Here is a 15,378-nt window from a genome sequence, read left to right as displayed (position 1 = left end):
CGCACCCGGTAGCCGATCAGGCCTGCGGGCCGGACAGCTTGTCGCGGATTTCGCGCAGCAGCAGCACTTCTTCGCTCGGGCCCTTGGGCGCGGATTCTTTCTTCTTCGACAGGCGATTGATGCCCTTGATCACAAGGAAGATCGCGAAGGCCACGATCACGAACTGGATGAGGGTATTGATGAAATCACCGTAGCCGATCACCACGGCCGGGATCTCCGCGCCATCGGCGGCGATGCGTGCCGGCGCCAGTGTCCAGACCAGGTCGGAAAAATCCACCTGGCCGATCACCCACCCCAGCGGCGGCATGATGATTTTCTCCACCAGCGCGGTGACGATCTTGCCGAAGGCCGCGCCGATGACCACACCGACGGCCAGGTCGATGACGTTGCCACGCGTGGCGAAGTCCTTGAACTCAGTGATGAATCCCATTGAGATCTCCTGAAAAAAGTGGGGTGTTCGCGTTGAAGGCTAACGCAGCCGACGTCAGCCCGCGATGACGCCGTGGCGCTCGCCGACGTTCTCCAGGCGTGCACTGAAAAGGTCGCCCGGCTGCAAAGCGGCCACACCGGCCGGGGTGCCCATGAACACCAGATCGCCGGCGCGCAGTTGCCACAGCTGGGACAGCTCGTGCAGGATCTCCGGCACGGTCCAGATCATCTGGTCCAGCAGCGATTGCTGGCGCACTTCGCCATTGATTTCCAACGACAGGTTGAGTGCGGCCAGGTCACCCACTTCACCGGCGTGCACGATCTCGCTGATCGGTGCGGAGGCATCGAAGCCCTTCGCGGTATCCCACGGATGGCCCTTCTGCTTGGCTGCGGCCTGCAGGTCGCGGCGGGTCAGGTCCAGGCCGACGGCATAGCCGTACACCAGCGACAGCGCCTGTTCGACCGGCAGCACGCCTTCGGGCGCATCCACGCCGATGGCCACCACCAGTTCCACCTCGTGGTGCAGGTCAGTGGTGGAAGGCGGGTAGGGGATCACATCGTCGTGGCCGACCACGATGGCATCGGCCGGTTTGCTGAAGAACATCGGCTTGCCGCGTGCCGCTGCGTCCGGCACTGCCGCGCCCATTTCCTTGGCGTGGTCGGCGAAATTGCGGCCCACGCAGTAGATGCGGTGCACCGGAAAGGTGCCGCCGCCCACTACCGGGATGCGGGGGATGGGCTGGGCAGGAATTACATCGGTCATGCGCACGTCCTAACGATCAGGTCGTCGCAGTGTAGCGCCGCACCATGCTCGGCGAGCGCAGCGGTAATCAGCCGTGACGACCAACGGTCGTCACCCACCACCTACCACCTACCACCCAACGGATCAGTGCGTCGGCAACGCCGGCTTGCGCACAACGCGGTACTCGCCTTCCACCACGTTGGCGTCAACCGCCCGTGCGGGCGTCTTGCGCTGTGCCAGCAGCTTCCAGGCCAGGCCGGCCATGATCATCGCCGCACCCACGAACACACCAACGAACACCATCACGCCCAGGATGGCGACGCCGAGCAGACCCACCGCTACGCGCACCAACGGATGACGCGGCTTGCGCGGCGCAAACAGGGTGCGGAACTGGCCGAACTGGAAGGTGCGGTTGATCATCGGTAACTCACCAGGCTGAAATCAGCGAGCAACCAGTATCGCGGCGGGACTCTTCCACTGAGTGAAAAAATCGTTAATCCGCAGGGCTGTTCATTGCAGATCAAGGACTTGCGTTCATGTGACATCCAGCCACAAACACAGGCGTGCGACAATCGGAGTTCTTTCTAAAGCAGAGTCAGAAATGACCGACCAGCCGTTGATCGCCCTCGAAACCGTTGCCGACGGCGGCTTCGCCGAGACTGAGGTGCTGATCGAGGGTGACGCGGAATCGCTGGTGATCCATCGTGACGGTGACAGCGTGCGCGGCTTCCTCAACATCTGCCCGCACGCCGGCCGACGGCTGGATTGGGCGCCGGGACAGTTCCTGAAAAGCCGTGAAGGCCATCTGGTCTGCGCCGCGCATGGCGCCTCGTTTGCACTGGACAGTGGTGAATGCGTAGCCGGACCGTGCAAGGGTGATCGGCTGCGTGCGGTGCCGCTGCAGGTGCGTGATGGACAGGTGTTCCTGGCGGATTGAGCGCGGGGGATGACGGCCAGCGGCCGTCGCTACCGGCTCGCGACAGCGTGACGACCAACGGTCGTCACCCACCAGGGCAGGCCGTCAGCACCGCCGCCTCAGAACATGATGTTGATCATCGCTACCACCACCATCGTATAGACCAGCGACAACGGTGCGCCGACCCGCCACAGCTCGCGCGGGGTGTAATTGGCCGGGCCGGTGATCATCGAAATCACCGGATTGGAGGCGGTCATCAGGTTGTTGGACGCTGACAGCGCCACGATCAAGGCGAATGCGGTGGGATTGCCGCCGGCGGCCAACGCCAGATTGACCGCGATCGGCACCATCACGATGGTCGCCCCAACGTGGCTTATCACCAGCGAAAACGCCGTGGTCAGCAGCGCCAGCGCCACTTCCAGCACCCACAAGGGGATGCCTTCGGGCAGTCTGTCGATGGTGTGCCCGGCCACCCAGGCGGCCGCGCCACTGGAATCCATCGCCCAGCCCAGCGGAATCAGCCCGGCCATCATGAACACGGTCTTCCAGTTGATCGATGCGTAGGCCTCGTCCATGCGCAGCACGCCGGTCAGCAGCATGCCGGCCACGCCGGTCATCAGGGTCAGCGCCACCGGCAGCTTGGAGGTCAGCGCGATCAGGATGGTCAGCGCGAAGATGCTCATCGCGATCTTGAACTTGTGCGGGCGCTGTTCGCCCTTCGGGTAGTCGGTGACGATGACGAACTCGCGGCCGCGCGCTGCCTGCGCCAGGTCGGTCCAGATGCTGTGGAAGACCAGCATGTCACCGGCGCGCAGCTGCACATCGCGCACATCCTCGCGGATCACCTGCTTGTCGCGGTTGATCGCCAGCAGGCTCAGGCCGCGCTCCTTGCGCAGGCGCAGTTCGGCCGCACTCTTGCCGATCACGTCCGACGTCGGCGGCACCACCGCTTCGGAAATACCGGCACGGCTGGGGTTGAACAGGTCGCCCAGGTGCTTGAGCCGCGAGGACATGCGCAGGAACTGGTTCTGCGCGAAATCGCTGACCAGCTGGCGCGACCCCATCACCCCGATCACGCTGCCCACCCAGATGCGCATCTCCGCCGGCGGCGCCAGGCGGGTGTCGTTGCCGGTCTTGAGCGCCAGCAGCAGCGGCGCATCGTGCAGGGTTTCGGCCTCGCCCAGGGTCATGCCGACCATCGGGCTTTCGGCGGTGACCACCAGTTCGAAGACATCGCCTTCAATGCCGTAGGTCTTGGCGAAGTAGCTCTCCGTACGCGCCGGGGTCACCCCGTCATTGGCCAGCGTTTCCTCTTCCACCAGCTTGCGGTCGCCATAGAAGTGGAAGTACAGCAGCGCGGCCACCAGCAGGGCCACGCCGATCGGCAGCGGGGCGAACATCCGCAGCGGTTCGATGGTGGCCAGGCCCGAAGGCAGGTTGTTGTTGGCCGAAGCCAGCAGATCGTTGAGCAGGATCAGCGGCGAGTTGCCGACCATGGTCAGCGCACCGCCCATCACGATGGCCGCGGCGATCGGCAGCAGCAGGCGCTGCAGGGTCAGTCCGGTGCGCGCGGCCAGCCGCGAGGCCACCGGCAGGTACAGCGCCATCACCGAAGGGTTCTGCATGAACGAGGAGTTCAAGCCGGCGATCGCGGTGGTCATGATCAGCAGCCGCTGTTCCACCCCGTGGCCGCGTCGCAGCAGCCAGGCGGCCAGCCGGTTCAGTGCGCCGGTGCGGTCCAGGCCCGCGCCCAGGATGGTGGTGGCGATGATGCTCATCACCGCGTTACCGGAGAAACCACCGAAGATTTCTTCCGGCGCGATCAGGCCGGTGACGCCCAGCACCACCAGCACCACCAGCGCGACCACGTCGGCGCGGATGCGCTCGAACAGGAACATCGCCATCGTGAAACCGACCAGCCCGAGGACGAGCTTCATATCGGTGGTCAGCGTCAGCGCGGTTTCCATGGGGGGCGCGATCCGGTCGGTGTCAGGGGGTCAGGTGCGGTCGTACAACAGGTCCCAGACGCCATGGCCGAGTTTCTGGCCGCGGGTCTCGAAATGGGTCTGCGGCCGCCATTCCGGACGCGGTACCTGGCCGCGTGGGCCGGCCCGGTTGACCAGCCCGGCGGTGGCGTCGAGCACGTCCCACATCTGCTCGGCGTAGTCTTCCCAATCGGTGGCGCAGTGCAGCCGACCACCGGGGCGCAGCTTGCGCACCAGCAGTTCGGCGAACGCCGGCTGCAGCAGGCGACGCTTGTTGTGGCGCTTCTTGTGCCACGGATCCGGGAAATAGATGCGCACTTCATCCAGCGCGCCGTCGGCGATTTCCTTTTCCAGCACTTCCACCGCGTCGTGGTGGTACAGCCGCACGTTGTCGACATCGTCGTCGGCCAGCGCGTTCAGCAGCCTGCCCACACCGGGGGCGTGGACTTCGATGCCGATGTAATCGCGGTTGGGATCCTGCTGGGCAGCGAAGCGCAGTGCCACGCCATTGCCGAAGCCGATCTCCATCACCTTGTGCGCATCGCGGCCGAAGGTTGCGGCAAGATCACGCACTTCACCGCTGAAATCCAGGCCGAAACGCGGCCAGCGCTCATCGAATGCACGCTGCTGCGCCGGGGTGAAGCGGCCTTGGCGGAGCACGAAGCTGCGGATCTCGCGGCGTCCTTCGTGGACGGTGAACGGCTTGGCCGGAGCCTTGGAGCCGTTACTGGAAAACGGGTCGGTCATCAGCCGATCAATCCATCAATGGGGGAAGAGGCACTGGCATAGCGCTTGCGCGGGATGCGGCCGGCCAGGAAGGCTTCACGGCCGGCTTCGACTGCCTTGCGCATCGCGCTGGCCATCAGCACCGGGTGGCGCGCGCCGGCAATGGCGGTATTCATCAGCACGCCATCGCAGCCCAGCTCCATCGCGATGGCCGCATCGGAGGCCGTACCCACGCCGGCGTCCACGATGATCGGCACCTTGGCGTCTTCGATGATCTGCAGCAGGTTGTACTTGTTCTGGATGCCCAGCCCGGATCCGATCGGCGCGGCCAGCGGCATCACCGCCGCGCAGCCGATCTCTTCCAGGCGCTTGGCCAGGATCGGGTCGTCGGAGGTATAGACCATCACCTCGAAGCCGTCTTTCACCAGCATCTCGGCCGCCTTCAGCGTGGCGACCACGTCCGGATACAGCGACTTCTGGTCGCCGAGCACTTCCAGCTTGGTCAGGTTGTGGCCATCGAGCAGCTCCCGCGCCAGCCGGCAGGTGCGCACCGCGTCTTCGGCGGTATAGCAGCCGGCGGTGTTGGGCAGGATGGTGAAGCGGTCCGGCGGCAGCACGTCCAGCAGGTTCGGTTCGCCCGGGTTCTGGCCGATGTTGGTGCGGCGGATGGCGACGGTGACGATCTGCGCGCCGGCGGCTTCGGTGGCCGCGCGGGTTTCTTCCAGATCCTTGAACTTGCCGGTGCCGGTGAGCAGGCGCGAGGCGTAGGTCTTGCCGGCGATGACCAGCGAATCAGAGGGGGCGTGATGGTTCATGACGCGATTATCGCATGGGGTAACCGGCGCCGGGGCTCGCCGCACGCGGGCGTTGACGCGCCCGGTAGTCACGCGCTGGCCGTCTGCTTCTGTTTCGGGGGAGCGAGCGTTGGTCGTCATGCTTCAGCCTGCCGCTGCGCTCGCCGAGCATGGCCCGGCGCTGCCGAGGGCAAGCGTCAACCACCGCCCAGCGCGTGCACGATCTCCACCACATCGCCGTCGGCCAGCACATGGGTGGCATGCAGGCTGCGGGTGATGATCTCGCTGTTCACTTCCACCGCAACGCGACGTTCGAGCAGCTGCTCGTGCTGCAGCAGGTCGTGGACGGTGGCGCCGGGGGGCAGGGTGCGGGATTGGCCGTTGAGCTGGATGTTCATGTCGCTATTGTCGCTGATACGGCCATGGCAGGCAGGTTCAATCTGTCATCCAGCGCTCAGGTGTTGTGTTCAAGGGACGCCAGGGGACACTGCATGCCGCGGCGCAGCGTGACTTTGCCTGCGCTGATGAAACCATTGCACCGTGCGCTGGCGTATTGCCGGCGCTTGATCCCACAGGAGTTCCCCATGTTGTCCAGCAAACGTCCCGTCCGCACTCTTATCGCTGCGGCGCTCGCGCTTGCCGCGTTGCCGGCGATGGCCGCCGATCCGGCCTTCAACCGCACGGTGTTCTTTGGCGACAGCCTGACCGACAGCGGCTACTTCCGTCCGCTGCTGCCGCCTTCGGTGCAGCCGGTGACCGGCAAGTTCACCACCAACCCGGCGTGGGTATGGGCCGAGCACGTAGCCGATTACTACGGCACCAACGCCACCCCGAACGGCAACGGCCAGAGCGGTGACAACTATGCCGCCGGTGGTGCCACCGTAGCCACCGACCTGGTCGGCGCACTCGGACCGACGCCGTCGCTGAAGACCCAGGCGGCCCGTTACCTGGCGGCCAATGGCGGCAAGGCCGATGGCAACGCCCTGTACACCGTGTGGGGCGGTCCCAACGATCTGTTCGGCATCACCAACCCGGGCCAGGCGCCGGCGGTGATCGGGGCAGCGGTGACCAACCAGATCGGCATCGTCGGCAGCCTGCAGGCCGCTGGCGCCAAGTACGTGCTGGTGCCGAACCTGCCGGACATCGGCCTGACCCCGATGGCCCGCGCCGGTGGCCCGGCAGCCATGGCGCAGTACACCGCCGTGGCCACGGCCTACAACAATGCGTTGTATGGCGGCCTGACCCAGGCCGGCATCGAGTTCATCCCGCTGGACACCTTCACCATCCTGCGTGAGATCGTCGCCAGTCCGACCACCTACGGCTTCCGCAACGTCACCGACATGGCCTGCACCTCGGCCTCGTCGGTGACCTGCAACCCGACCAGCCTGGTCGCCCCGGATGCCGCCAACGCCTATGTATTCGCCGATGGCGTGCATCCCTCCGCGGCCACCCACCAGATGCTCGGCCAGTACGCCGTTTCGGTGCTGGAAGCCCCGCGCCTGCAGCAGGTGCTGACGCATTCGGCACAGACGGTCGGTCGCTCGCGCGCTGACCAGGTCAGCCTGCACCTGGGCGGCGCCCCGGCCGATGGCCTGTCGTGGTGGGGTGGCGTGCGTGGCGACATGCAGCGGTACGACCACGCCGACCTGTACGACGGCCTGGCCCCGGCCGGCCTGTTCGGCATCGACTGGGCGCGTGATGGCATGGTCGTCGGCGGCTTCGCCGGCTATGGCCGCATGGATGCCGATTTCGGCAACAGCCAGGGCGACTTCACCCAGTCCGACACTACCGTAGGCCTGTTCGCCGGCTGGTATGGCGAACGCGCCTGGGTGAACGGCCAGGTCAGCTACAGCTGGCTGGACTACGACGTCACCCGCAAGGTGCACCTCGGCCCGGCCACCCGCGAACACAAAGGCTCGCCGGAAGGCAGCAACCTGACCGCCGCGCTGAACGCCGGCTACGAATTCGGCGAGGAAGGCAGCTTCCGCCATGGTCCGGTGGCCGCGGTGATCTGGCAGAAGGTCAAGCTGGACGGCTACCTGGAAAGCAATCCGAGCAGCACCGCACTCGGCTACAGCGACCAGGACGCCGATTCCACCGTCGGCCGCCTCGGCTGGCAGGCACGCCTGGACGGCGGCAGCATCAAGCCGTACGTGCAGGTCACCTACGACCATGAGTTCGAAGACCGCCAGGAAGGCAGCGCCTTCCTGCAGAGCCTGCCGGGCGTGGGCAGCTACCGCGTGCCGGGCCTGAAGTTCGACAAGGACTACGCCACCGCCATCCTGGGTGCGCGCATGGAACTGTTCGGCCTGCAGAGCAACATCGGCCTGAGCGCGACCACGATGCAGAAGAAGGCGATGGACACCTCGATCTTCGCCAGCTTCAGCGGCGCGTTCTGACGGTAGGGTAGTGACGGCCGCTGACCGTCATCGCCATGGTGGGTGACGACCGTTGGTCGTCACCTCCCGCGCTGCGGCGGATTGCGCTTTCCATGGCCCGCCGCCTACACTGTCGCCCTGCATTGCGGGTGTAGCTCAATGGTAGAGCTGTAGCTTCCCAAGCTACTGACGAGGGTTCGATTCCCTTCACCCGCTCCATCGCATGAAAAAGGGGACGGAGGGGATTAAGTCGTTAATGGCCATGCTGCCAGATAAGACTTAATCCCCTCCGTCCCCTTTTACGTGCCGCGCGCTATGCTTCGCGCTTCCGCACGGCCCGGCCCCGATGAAACTCGCCATCCTTTCGCGCAACAGCAAGCTGTACTCCACCCGCCGCCTGGTGGAGGCCGCGCGCAGCCGGGGCCACACGGTGCGCGTGCTCGATCCGTTGCGCTGCTACATGCGCATCGCCGCCGACGGTTTCAGCATGCATTACAAGGGCCGGCCGATGACCGGGGTGGATGCGGTGATTCCGCGCATCGGCGCCTCGGTGACCCGCTACGGCACCGCCGTGCTGCGCCAGTTCGAACTGATGGGCGCGCGTACCCCCAATCCCTCCGATGCCATCCTGCGTTCGCGCGACAAGCTGCGCGCGCACCAGCTGCTGGCAGCCAAGGGCATCGACATGCCGATCACCGTGTTCGGCGACAACCCGGATGACACCGTCGACCTGCTGTCCATGCTGGGCCCGCCACCGCACGTGGTGAAGCTCAACGAAGGCACGCAGGGCAGGGGGGTCATCCTGACCGAGAAGGCCAGTGCCTCGCGCGGCATCGTCGATGCCCTGCGCGGCCTGTATGCCAACTTCCTGATGCAGGAGTTCATCGGCGAAGCCCAAGGCGCCGACCTGCGCTGTCTGGTGGTCGGCGACCACGTGGTGGCGGCCATGCAGCGGCAAGCGCCGGAGGGCGACTTCCGCTCCAACCTGCATGCCGGTGGCACCGCGCAGCCGGCCAAGGCCAGCCGAGCCGAGGCGCAGGTCGCGGTGAGATCGGCCAAGGCGCTCGGGCTGAGCGTGGCCGGGGTGGACCTGATCCGCTCCGCGCGCGGTCCGCTGGTGCTGGAAGTGAACTCCACGCCGGGGCTGGAAGGGGTTGAAGGAGCGTGCAAGGTCGATATCGCCGGACGCATCATCCAGCATGTCGAAAAAATCGTAAGTCGTTGAATATAAGCGTAAATGAGTTTTCTCTTTTCTCGTGAGACGCCGATTTAACGACCCTTTAATCGGCACTGACGTAATGTCCATCAAACCGCAGCTCTGCCTCATCAGCAGGATCGGTATCGGGATATGAAACTTCAGACCCGGACGGAGACGTCCGGGTCTTTTTTATGCGACCGCCCACGCCGCCAGCGCCTCGCTTGATCGACCCGCCCATCGCTCGTACAGTTGGGTTTCGTTCATGGAGGAAGCAACTATGAAGTCAGTTCTGATTGCAGCATTCGCTGTTGCGTTCGGCGTGGCCGGTGTCGCCCACGCCAAGATTGATTCCAAGCCCGCCCGCGATTCCGCGCTGGTGCAGCTGGATGTCGAAGAATCCGTCGCCCAGCAGCTGGCCCGCGTGGAAGGGGCGCTGCACAGCGAGCAATACAGTGAGATCGGCGTTGAGGACAAGAGCAAGGTCAGCGCCGCCCTCGCACGCATCCGCGACAACCTGGGCGAGTACGAGACCGTGGAGCAGGCCAATCCGCAGGCCCGCACGGCGATCTACAACGACCAGGAGCTGATCAACACCATCCTGACGCGCGCCCATGCCGACAGCAAGATGGTCTGCCAGCGCGAGCGCCTGACCGGCAGCAACCGCCAGACCCAGGTGTGCATGACCGTTGCCCAGCGTCGTGATGCCCGCAACAACGGCGCAGAGGCGCTACGCAACTACAACCGCGTCAATCCGTACGACGCTAATCGCTGAGCGTCGCGTAACGGGGCTCGACACCGGTGCACGGGAATCCGCCTGTGCCGGTGTTGGGCTCCTTGCCTGCGCGGCTGCGGTACTTTCCTCCCTTGATTCCTTCCTCACATGACTCTTACAGTCAGGGATCTTTCAAGGAGGAGACCAGGATGAAAACGCTTCACACCGTGGCCTTTGCCATCGCCCTCGGCCTGACCAGCCTGTCAGCCCAGGCCTATGTGCAGTCCGAATCGGCGGCCGGCAATACCCGGGCGCCGGTCCAGCTCAACGTGAAGGTGTCCGCCCAGGAGCAGTTGGCCGGTGTGGAGCGCGCGCTGTACAGCGAGCACTACAGCGAAGTGAGCCTGGAAGACAAGAGCAAGGTCAGCGCGGCGATCAACCGCATCCGGACCCGGCTGGGCAACCACGACAGCGTCGAGCAGACCACCCCGCAGGCCCAGACCGACATCCTGAATGACCAAGCGGTGGTCAACACCATTCTCAGCCGGGCCCATGCGGACAGCCGCATGGTCTGCCGCCGCGAGCGTGCCACCGGCAGCAACCGGCCGGAGCGGGTGTGCCTGACCGTGGCCCAGCGTCGCAAGATGCAGGAAGATTCCAAGGAAGGCCTGCGTCGCTTCCAGCACACCAATCGGTGACCTTGACGCTACCTGCGCGCGGTTTCGTGTGAAATGTTAATGCCCGGGTCTGTATGGTTGGCGTCAGCCGGCAACAGCCCCCGGGTCGCAACCTGCGGGTTGCGGCCATGCCGACCCCGGCACCCCATCATGAAACAGAGGTCCCAGTGCGAATTCTCGTCATCGAAGACAACAGTGATATTGCCGCCAACCTCGGCGATTACCTCGAGGACCGCGGCCACACGGTGGACTTCGCCGCCGACGGTGTGACCGGCCTGCACCTGGCCGTGGTGCACGAGTTCGACGCCATCGTGCTGGACCTCAACCTGCCCGGCATGGACGGCATCGAGGTCTGTCGCAAGCTGCGCAACGAAGCGCGCAAGCAGACGCCGGTGCTGATGCTGACCGCGCGCGACTCGCTGGACAACAAGCTGGCCGGTTTCGATTCCGGTGCCGACGACTACCTGATCAAGCCGTTCGCGCTGCAGGAAGTGGAAGTGCGCCTGAATGCGCTTTCGCGCCGCGGCAAGGGCGTGCAGACCCGCGTGCTGGAAACCGGCGACCTGGAATACAACCTGGATACGCTGGAAGTGCGCCGCCAGGGCAAGCTGCTGCAGCTCAACCCGACCGCACTGAAGATCCTGCAGGCACTGATGGAAGCCTCGCCGGCCGTAGTGACCCGCCAGGAGCTGGAAACCCGCGTATGGGGCGAGGAACTGCCGGATTCGGATTCGCTGCGCGTGCATATCCATGGCCTGCGTGCGGTGGTGGACAAGCCGTTTGAAGTGCCGATGATCCAGACCCGCCATGGCATCGGTTACCGGATCGCCGCGCCGGATGCCTGAAAACGCAGCACCCAGGCGGGCACGCCGGCGCGGACCGTACCGTCGCCGGCTGCGCAGCCGCATCATCGTCTCCTTCGTGCTGTTGGGCTTCTGCCTGACCACGCTGTTTGCGTTCGCCACCAACTGGGCGCGCATGCGGGTGGAAAACCAGCTCGTCGAAGACGTGATGAATCGCAATATCGACGAATATGCGCGGCGTTTCGCGTCCGATTCCAGCCGTAATCCCGATCTTCCCGTGCAGCAGATGTTCGCCCGGCTGGTCAAGCCGGACCGCTTCGAAGCGCTGCGCCAGGAAGAACCCGACTGGTACGAATTCACCGACGGCATCCACAGCGTCAGTGGCACCGATGATAGCGGCCAGCCGTACTCGTACAAGCTTGCGGTGCGTAAGACGCCCCAGGCGTGGTTCTTCCTTGCGTATGACATGACCGAGAGCCTGCGCGGGGAGACACAGCTCAACCGCGCGCTGTTCCTGTCCGTGCTGGTGTTCAGCCTGCTGTCGCTGGTGCTGGGCTGGTGGTCGGCATCGAAAGTGATGAAGCCGGTATCGGACCTGGCCAAGCGGCTGCGCGCCTACCGTGGCGGCACCAGTGATCCCGAACCGCTGGCCCCGCGCTTCCCGGACGACGAAGTCGGCCAGCTGGCGCAGGCGCTGGATGATTATTCGTCGCGGCTGACCGAAGTGGTGCAGCGCGACCGCGAGTTCAACGCCGACGTCAGCCACGAGCTGCGCACCCCGCTGGCGGTGATCCGTGGCGCCACCGAACTGCTGCTCACCCGGCCCGGGCTGGACGAAAAAGTACTACAGCGCCTGCAGCGCATCCAGCGTGCCGAGCAGCAGTGCAGCGATCTGATTGGCGCCTTGCTGCTGCTGTCGCGCAACGAGCGCGGGCAGGGCACCAGCAATGTGGCGCGGGTGGCCGAACAGCTGCTTGATTCGCACCGTGCGCAGCTGGGTGGCAAGCCGATCACGCTGACCCTGGAAGGCGCCCGCGACGTGATCGTGGACGCGCCGGAATCTGCGTTGTCGGTGGCGTTGGGCAACCTGATCGGCAACGCGGTGAAGTATTCGCAGGACGGCGAAGTGCGGGTCAACGTCGGCAACAATGCCGTATCGGTGGCCGACAGCGGCCCCGGCCTGAGCGAAGAAGATGCCGCCAAGCTGTTCCAGCGCGGCTACCGCGGCACCCATGCCGGCCACTCGCAGGGCGGCGGCATCGGCCTGTCGATCGTCAGCCGCCTGTGCGACCTGTACGGCTGGCAGGTAAGCGTGCGCCCCGGCGGCGACCGCGGCGTAGTGGCCACCCTGACCTTCGCCCCCAAACTGCTCGGCTGACCCGCGTCTGGTGGGTGACGACCGTTGGTCGTCACGCTGTTGCTCCATCACTCGCCGCTGCGCTCGCCGAGCACGGCTCGGCGCTACCCTTTGCGCCGTCCCGGCAGAGAGTGATGGCGCATTCCAGGCGGCGGCTCCATCGACCGTCGATTTCTTACCAGCTCGCATAGCGTGTGCGCCTGCCGTACGCTTCAGGCCAAGAGCACTGAAACAGGAGGCAGGATGCGCTGGAAAGCAGCAGCCGTGGCACTGGCCTGTGTAATAGCATCAGGTGCTGTTGCATGGCGCTTACACCACGAAGAACCTTCCTCCAGAACGCCCTCGCTGAACGCAGCCGAATCACCTCCGACGAAAGGCGTACCCGAACCGCCGCATGAAATGCCGGCAGTGAACGGCCCGACTCCCGTGGCCGAATCCCGAGCTACCGCATTCTGGCGCAGCCAGCAGTCAGCAGACCTTTCGGCCCTGCAATGGCAGGCTGACCAAGGCAATGCGATTGCCCAGCGTGAGCTCGGCCAAGCGTACCAGCGATGCTTTCCAGCGCTTGCGAGCCCAGCGGACGACTACCTGCGAAGCGCGCGCAGCATGGCAGCGAATCTCTCGACTGCAGAAGAACGCGCACTGCTCGTCGGGGCTGCACAATTTCGTCTCCAACAATGCCAGTCACTGGGGCAGCGCGTTCCTGCAGAGGCAGCCGCGCTCTGGCTCGATGCTGCGGCAGCGCGCGGGGATGTGCCTGCGCAGGCGATGGCGGCGTTCCGGTCGTCGGACGAAGGCAGACCGGAGCGTATTGCTGCCGCGTGGGAGCGCGCATTGCGGGCGGCCGATGGGCGCGCCCTGCATGCCCTGTTGGGCAGCGAAGACAGTGCGGGCTTCACCCGCCGCCTTGGCGCTGTGGTCAAGCCAAATGACGCCTTGGCGGTCATGTCGGTTGTCGCGTGCAGAATGGGAGCGGCCTGCCAACCTGGCGGGGAGGTCATGCTGGAACTCTGCCTCAACGCTTTCCACTGCAGCGACCGTAGTTTCGAGGAGTTGATTGTCCAGCCCGGTGAGCTTGGTGATCGAGAACTCGCGATAAGGGCGCAGATCGATTCCGTCGTGCGCGTCATCGTACGTATGCAGGCGCTGGATTGAAGCCCAGCCGAAAGTGGGCGCGGCCGACTACTGGCCGGTCAGCGCCAGCTTCAAATAAGCCCCATGCAACCGCTCCACCTGCGCCTGCAGCGCATCCGGGTGCCCATCATTGGCCACTACGTCATCGGCCAACGCCAACCGCTGTGCCCGACTAGCCTGCGCATCGATCATCCGCTGTGCCAGCATCGCATCATTGCCATCGCGCTGCATCAGCCGGGCAAGCTGCAGGGCCTCCGGCGCGTCCACCACCAGGATCCTGTCCAGCCAGCCATAGGCCGCACGCCCACCGGCCTCGGTCAGCAGCGGAATCGCGGCGATGGCATAGGGGCCTTCCGCCTGCTCGCATTGCGTGCGCAGCAGCTCGCGGATGGCGGGGTGGGTGATGGCTTCCAGCGCCTTGCGTTCGGCCACATCGGCGAACACGTGGGCACGCAGCCGCGCGCGGTCCAGCGCGCCATCGCCGAGCAGCATGCCGGGCCCGAATCGTTCGGAAATCATCGCCAGCGCCGGGCTGCCCGGCGCCACTACCGCACGGGCGGCCAGGTCGGCGTCGGCGACGGTCACCCCCAGCGCCTCGAAGCGCCGGGTCACCTCGCTCTTGCCGGAGGCGATGCCCCCAGTCAGGCCGACGACGAACCGGCTCATCGCAGGCCGGCGTATCTCAGGTAGCCGTCAATCAACGGCTCGCCCCACATGAAGACCAGCCAGCCGGCGATGGCCAGGTAGGGCCCGAAGGGAATCGGCGTGGCGCGGTCACGGCCCCGGCTGTACAGCCAGATGGAACCGACCACGGCACCCACCACCGAAGAGAGCAGGATGATCGGCAGCACGCCTTTCAGCCCGCACCACGCGCCCAGCGCGGCCAGCAGCTTGAAATCGCCGTGGCCCATGCCCTCCTTGCCGGTCAGCTGTTTGAAGATCCACCACACCGACCACAGCGACAGATAGCCCACCAGCGCGCCCAGCAGGGCAGGCTTGGCCGGCATGTACAGATTGTCGACCGCGCCGATCAACCCTAGCCACATCAAAGGCAGGGTCAATTGGTCCGGTAGCAGCTGGGTGCGCATGTCGATGCCCGACAACGCCACCAGGAAACAGGACAGCACGATAGCGCCAAAGCCCTGCCAGCCGAAGCCGAACTGCCACACGCTGGCGAGCACCAGCACGGCGGTCAGCAGCTCCACCAGCGGGTACTGGATGGAGATCGGCGCCTTGCAATGGCGACACTTTCCGCCCTGGATCACCCAACTGAACAGCGGAATGTTCTCGTACCACGACAGCTTGTGCTTGCAGTGCGGGCAGTGCGAAGGCTCCACCACGATGCCCGGCGGCGGCGGCTCGTAGATGTCCTCCTGCTCCAGCACCTCGTGCGCGTCGCGCTTCCACTGCCATTCCAGCCGCTTGGGCAGGCGCAAAATGACGACGTTGAGGAAGCTGCCGAGCAGCAACCCCAGGCCGGCCGCGGCGGGGTAGCCGAGGACCGGATGCTGGTCTAGAAATGCCATG

The 15,378-nt window shown here is 65.5% G+C and carries 17 protein-coding genes and 1 tRNA gene; 9 read left to right on the top strand and 9 right to left on the bottom strand.

The genetic code is table 11. The annotated features are described in order from the left end of the window. Positions 1 to 16 precede the first annotated feature (16 nt). From mscL to ACI2JH_RS10210, 3 genes are all read right to left on the bottom strand, one after another. Positions 17 to 430 carry a large-conductance mechanosensitive channel protein MscL gene (gene mscL, locus ACI2JH_RS10220; protein WP_404736120.1) on the bottom strand — a complete coding sequence of 138 codons (414 nt, stop codon included), beginning with the start codon at positions 428 to 430 and terminating at the stop codon, positions 17 to 19. Positions 431 to 484: 54 nt separating this feature from the next. Next, positions 485 to 1,192, bottom strand: a complete 708-nt coding sequence (locus tag ACI2JH_RS10215; RefSeq protein ID WP_404736119.1) for a fumarylacetoacetate hydrolase family protein — start codon at positions 1,190 to 1,192, stop codon at positions 485 to 487. 123 nt (positions 1,193 to 1,315) lie between these two features. Further along, entirely contained in the window at positions 1,316 to 1,591 is a 276-nt protein-coding gene (locus ACI2JH_RS10210; RefSeq protein ID WP_182657403.1) for a hypothetical protein, read from the bottom strand. Positions 1,592 to 1,772: 181 nt separating this feature from the next. Here ACI2JH_RS10210 and ACI2JH_RS10205 point away from each other — a divergent pair, with 181 nt between their 5' ends. Continuing rightward, a complete protein-coding gene (locus ACI2JH_RS10205; RefSeq protein WP_101100866.1) occupies positions 1,773 to 2,108 on the top strand; it encodes a Rieske (2Fe-2S) protein in 336 nt (111 codons plus the stop codon). 98 nt (positions 2,109 to 2,206) lie between these two features. On the opposite strand, the gene ACI2JH_RS10200 is transcribed toward ACI2JH_RS10205, so the two are convergent. The 4 genes from ACI2JH_RS10200 to thiS all read right to left on the bottom strand — a co-directional run bounded on the left by ACI2JH_RS10200 (position 2,207) and on the right by thiS (position 5,990). Beyond that, a complete protein-coding gene (locus ACI2JH_RS10200) occupies positions 2,207 to 4,054 on the bottom strand; it encodes an SLC13 family permease (protein ID WP_101100864.1) in 1,848 nt (615 codons plus the stop codon). A 30-nt stretch (positions 4,055 to 4,084) separates the two neighbouring features. Further along, a complete protein-coding gene (gene trmB, locus ACI2JH_RS10195; protein ID WP_404736118.1) occupies positions 4,085 to 4,819 on the bottom strand; it encodes a tRNA (guanosine(46)-N7)-methyltransferase TrmB in 735 nt (244 codons plus the stop codon). After that, positions 4,819 to 5,613, bottom strand: coding sequence for a thiazole synthase (locus ACI2JH_RS10190; protein WP_101100860.1), 795 nt, complete (start codon positions 5,611 to 5,613; stop codon positions 4,819 to 4,821). The genes trmB and ACI2JH_RS10190 overlap by 1 nt, the downstream gene beginning before the upstream one ends. 176 nt (positions 5,614 to 5,789) lie before the next feature. After that, on the bottom strand, positions 5,790 to 5,990 hold the full coding sequence (gene thiS / locus ACI2JH_RS10185; protein ID WP_101100859.1) for a sulfur carrier protein ThiS: 201 nt from the start codon (positions 5,988 to 5,990) through the stop codon (positions 5,790 to 5,792). A gap of 186 nt (positions 5,991 to 6,176) precedes the next feature. Here thiS and ACI2JH_RS10180 point away from each other — a divergent pair, with 186 nt between their 5' ends. The 8 genes from ACI2JH_RS10180 to ACI2JH_RS10145 all read left to right on the top strand — a co-directional run bounded on the left by ACI2JH_RS10180 (position 6,177) and on the right by ACI2JH_RS10145 (position 13,872). Further along, positions 6,177 to 7,991: an autotransporter outer membrane beta-barrel domain-containing protein gene (locus ACI2JH_RS10180; protein ID WP_404736117.1), complete on the top strand. Its 1,815-nt coding sequence runs from the start codon at positions 6,177 to 6,179 to the stop codon at positions 7,989 to 7,991. Between the two features lie 124 nt (positions 7,992 to 8,115). Continuing rightward, positions 8,116 to 8,189: transfer RNA gene (locus ACI2JH_RS10175), tRNA-Gly, on the top strand. 127 nt (positions 8,190 to 8,316) lie between these two features. Further along, positions 8,317 to 9,195: a 30S ribosomal protein S6--L-glutamate ligase gene (rimK, locus tag ACI2JH_RS10170; RefSeq protein ID WP_042614613.1), complete on the top strand. Its 879-nt coding sequence runs from the start codon at positions 8,317 to 8,319 to the stop codon at positions 9,193 to 9,195. Between the two features lie 250 nt (positions 9,196 to 9,445). Continuing rightward, on the top strand, positions 9,446 to 9,940 hold the full coding sequence (locus tag ACI2JH_RS10165; protein WP_404736116.1) for a hypothetical protein: 495 nt from the start codon (positions 9,446 to 9,448) through the stop codon (positions 9,938 to 9,940). Between the two features lie 149 nt (positions 9,941 to 10,089). Continuing rightward, on the top strand, positions 10,090 to 10,578 hold the full coding sequence (locus ACI2JH_RS10160; RefSeq protein WP_319277727.1) for a hypothetical protein: 489 nt from the start codon (positions 10,090 to 10,092) through the stop codon (positions 10,576 to 10,578). A gap of 146 nt (positions 10,579 to 10,724) precedes the next feature. Beyond that, entirely contained in the window at positions 10,725 to 11,402 is a 678-nt protein-coding gene (locus ACI2JH_RS10155; RefSeq protein ID WP_057687381.1) for a response regulator transcription factor, read from the top strand. Beyond that, the gene (locus ACI2JH_RS10150; RefSeq protein WP_101100953.1) at positions 11,395 to 12,738 is read left to right on the top strand and encodes a HAMP domain-containing sensor histidine kinase; all 1,344 of its coding nucleotides are present in this window, start codon (positions 11,395 to 11,397) and stop codon (positions 12,736 to 12,738) included. Before ACI2JH_RS10155 ends, ACI2JH_RS10150 begins: the two co-directional genes overlap by 8 nt. A gap of 387 nt (positions 12,739 to 13,125) precedes the next feature. After that, positions 13,126 to 13,872 carry a hypothetical protein gene (locus ACI2JH_RS10145; RefSeq protein WP_404736115.1) on the top strand — a complete coding sequence of 249 codons (747 nt, stop codon included), beginning with the start codon at positions 13,126 to 13,128 and terminating at the stop codon, positions 13,870 to 13,872. Positions 13,873 to 13,899: 27 nt separating this feature from the next. Here ACI2JH_RS10145 and coaE read toward each other — a convergent pair whose 3' ends face one another. Then, positions 13,900 to 14,517 carry a dephospho-CoA kinase gene (gene coaE / locus ACI2JH_RS10140; protein ID WP_404736114.1) on the bottom strand — a complete coding sequence of 206 codons (618 nt, stop codon included), beginning with the start codon at positions 14,515 to 14,517 and terminating at the stop codon, positions 13,900 to 13,902. After that, positions 14,514 to 15,377, bottom strand: coding sequence for an A24 family peptidase (locus tag ACI2JH_RS10135; RefSeq protein ID WP_057687384.1), 864 nt, complete (start codon positions 15,375 to 15,377; stop codon positions 14,514 to 14,516). The genes coaE and ACI2JH_RS10135 overlap by 4 nt, the downstream gene beginning before the upstream one ends. Between the last annotated feature and the right edge of the window lies 1 nt (position 15,378).

The sequence above is a fragment of the Stenotrophomonas sp. NPDC078853 genome (assembly GCF_044901215.1).
GTDB classification, from domain to species: Bacteria; Pseudomonadota; Gammaproteobacteria; order Xanthomonadales; family Xanthomonadaceae; genus Stenotrophomonas; species Stenotrophomonas lacuserhaii.
Note: the sequence above shows the minus strand (reverse complement) of the source record. Positions and strands in the feature narration are given on the sequence as shown.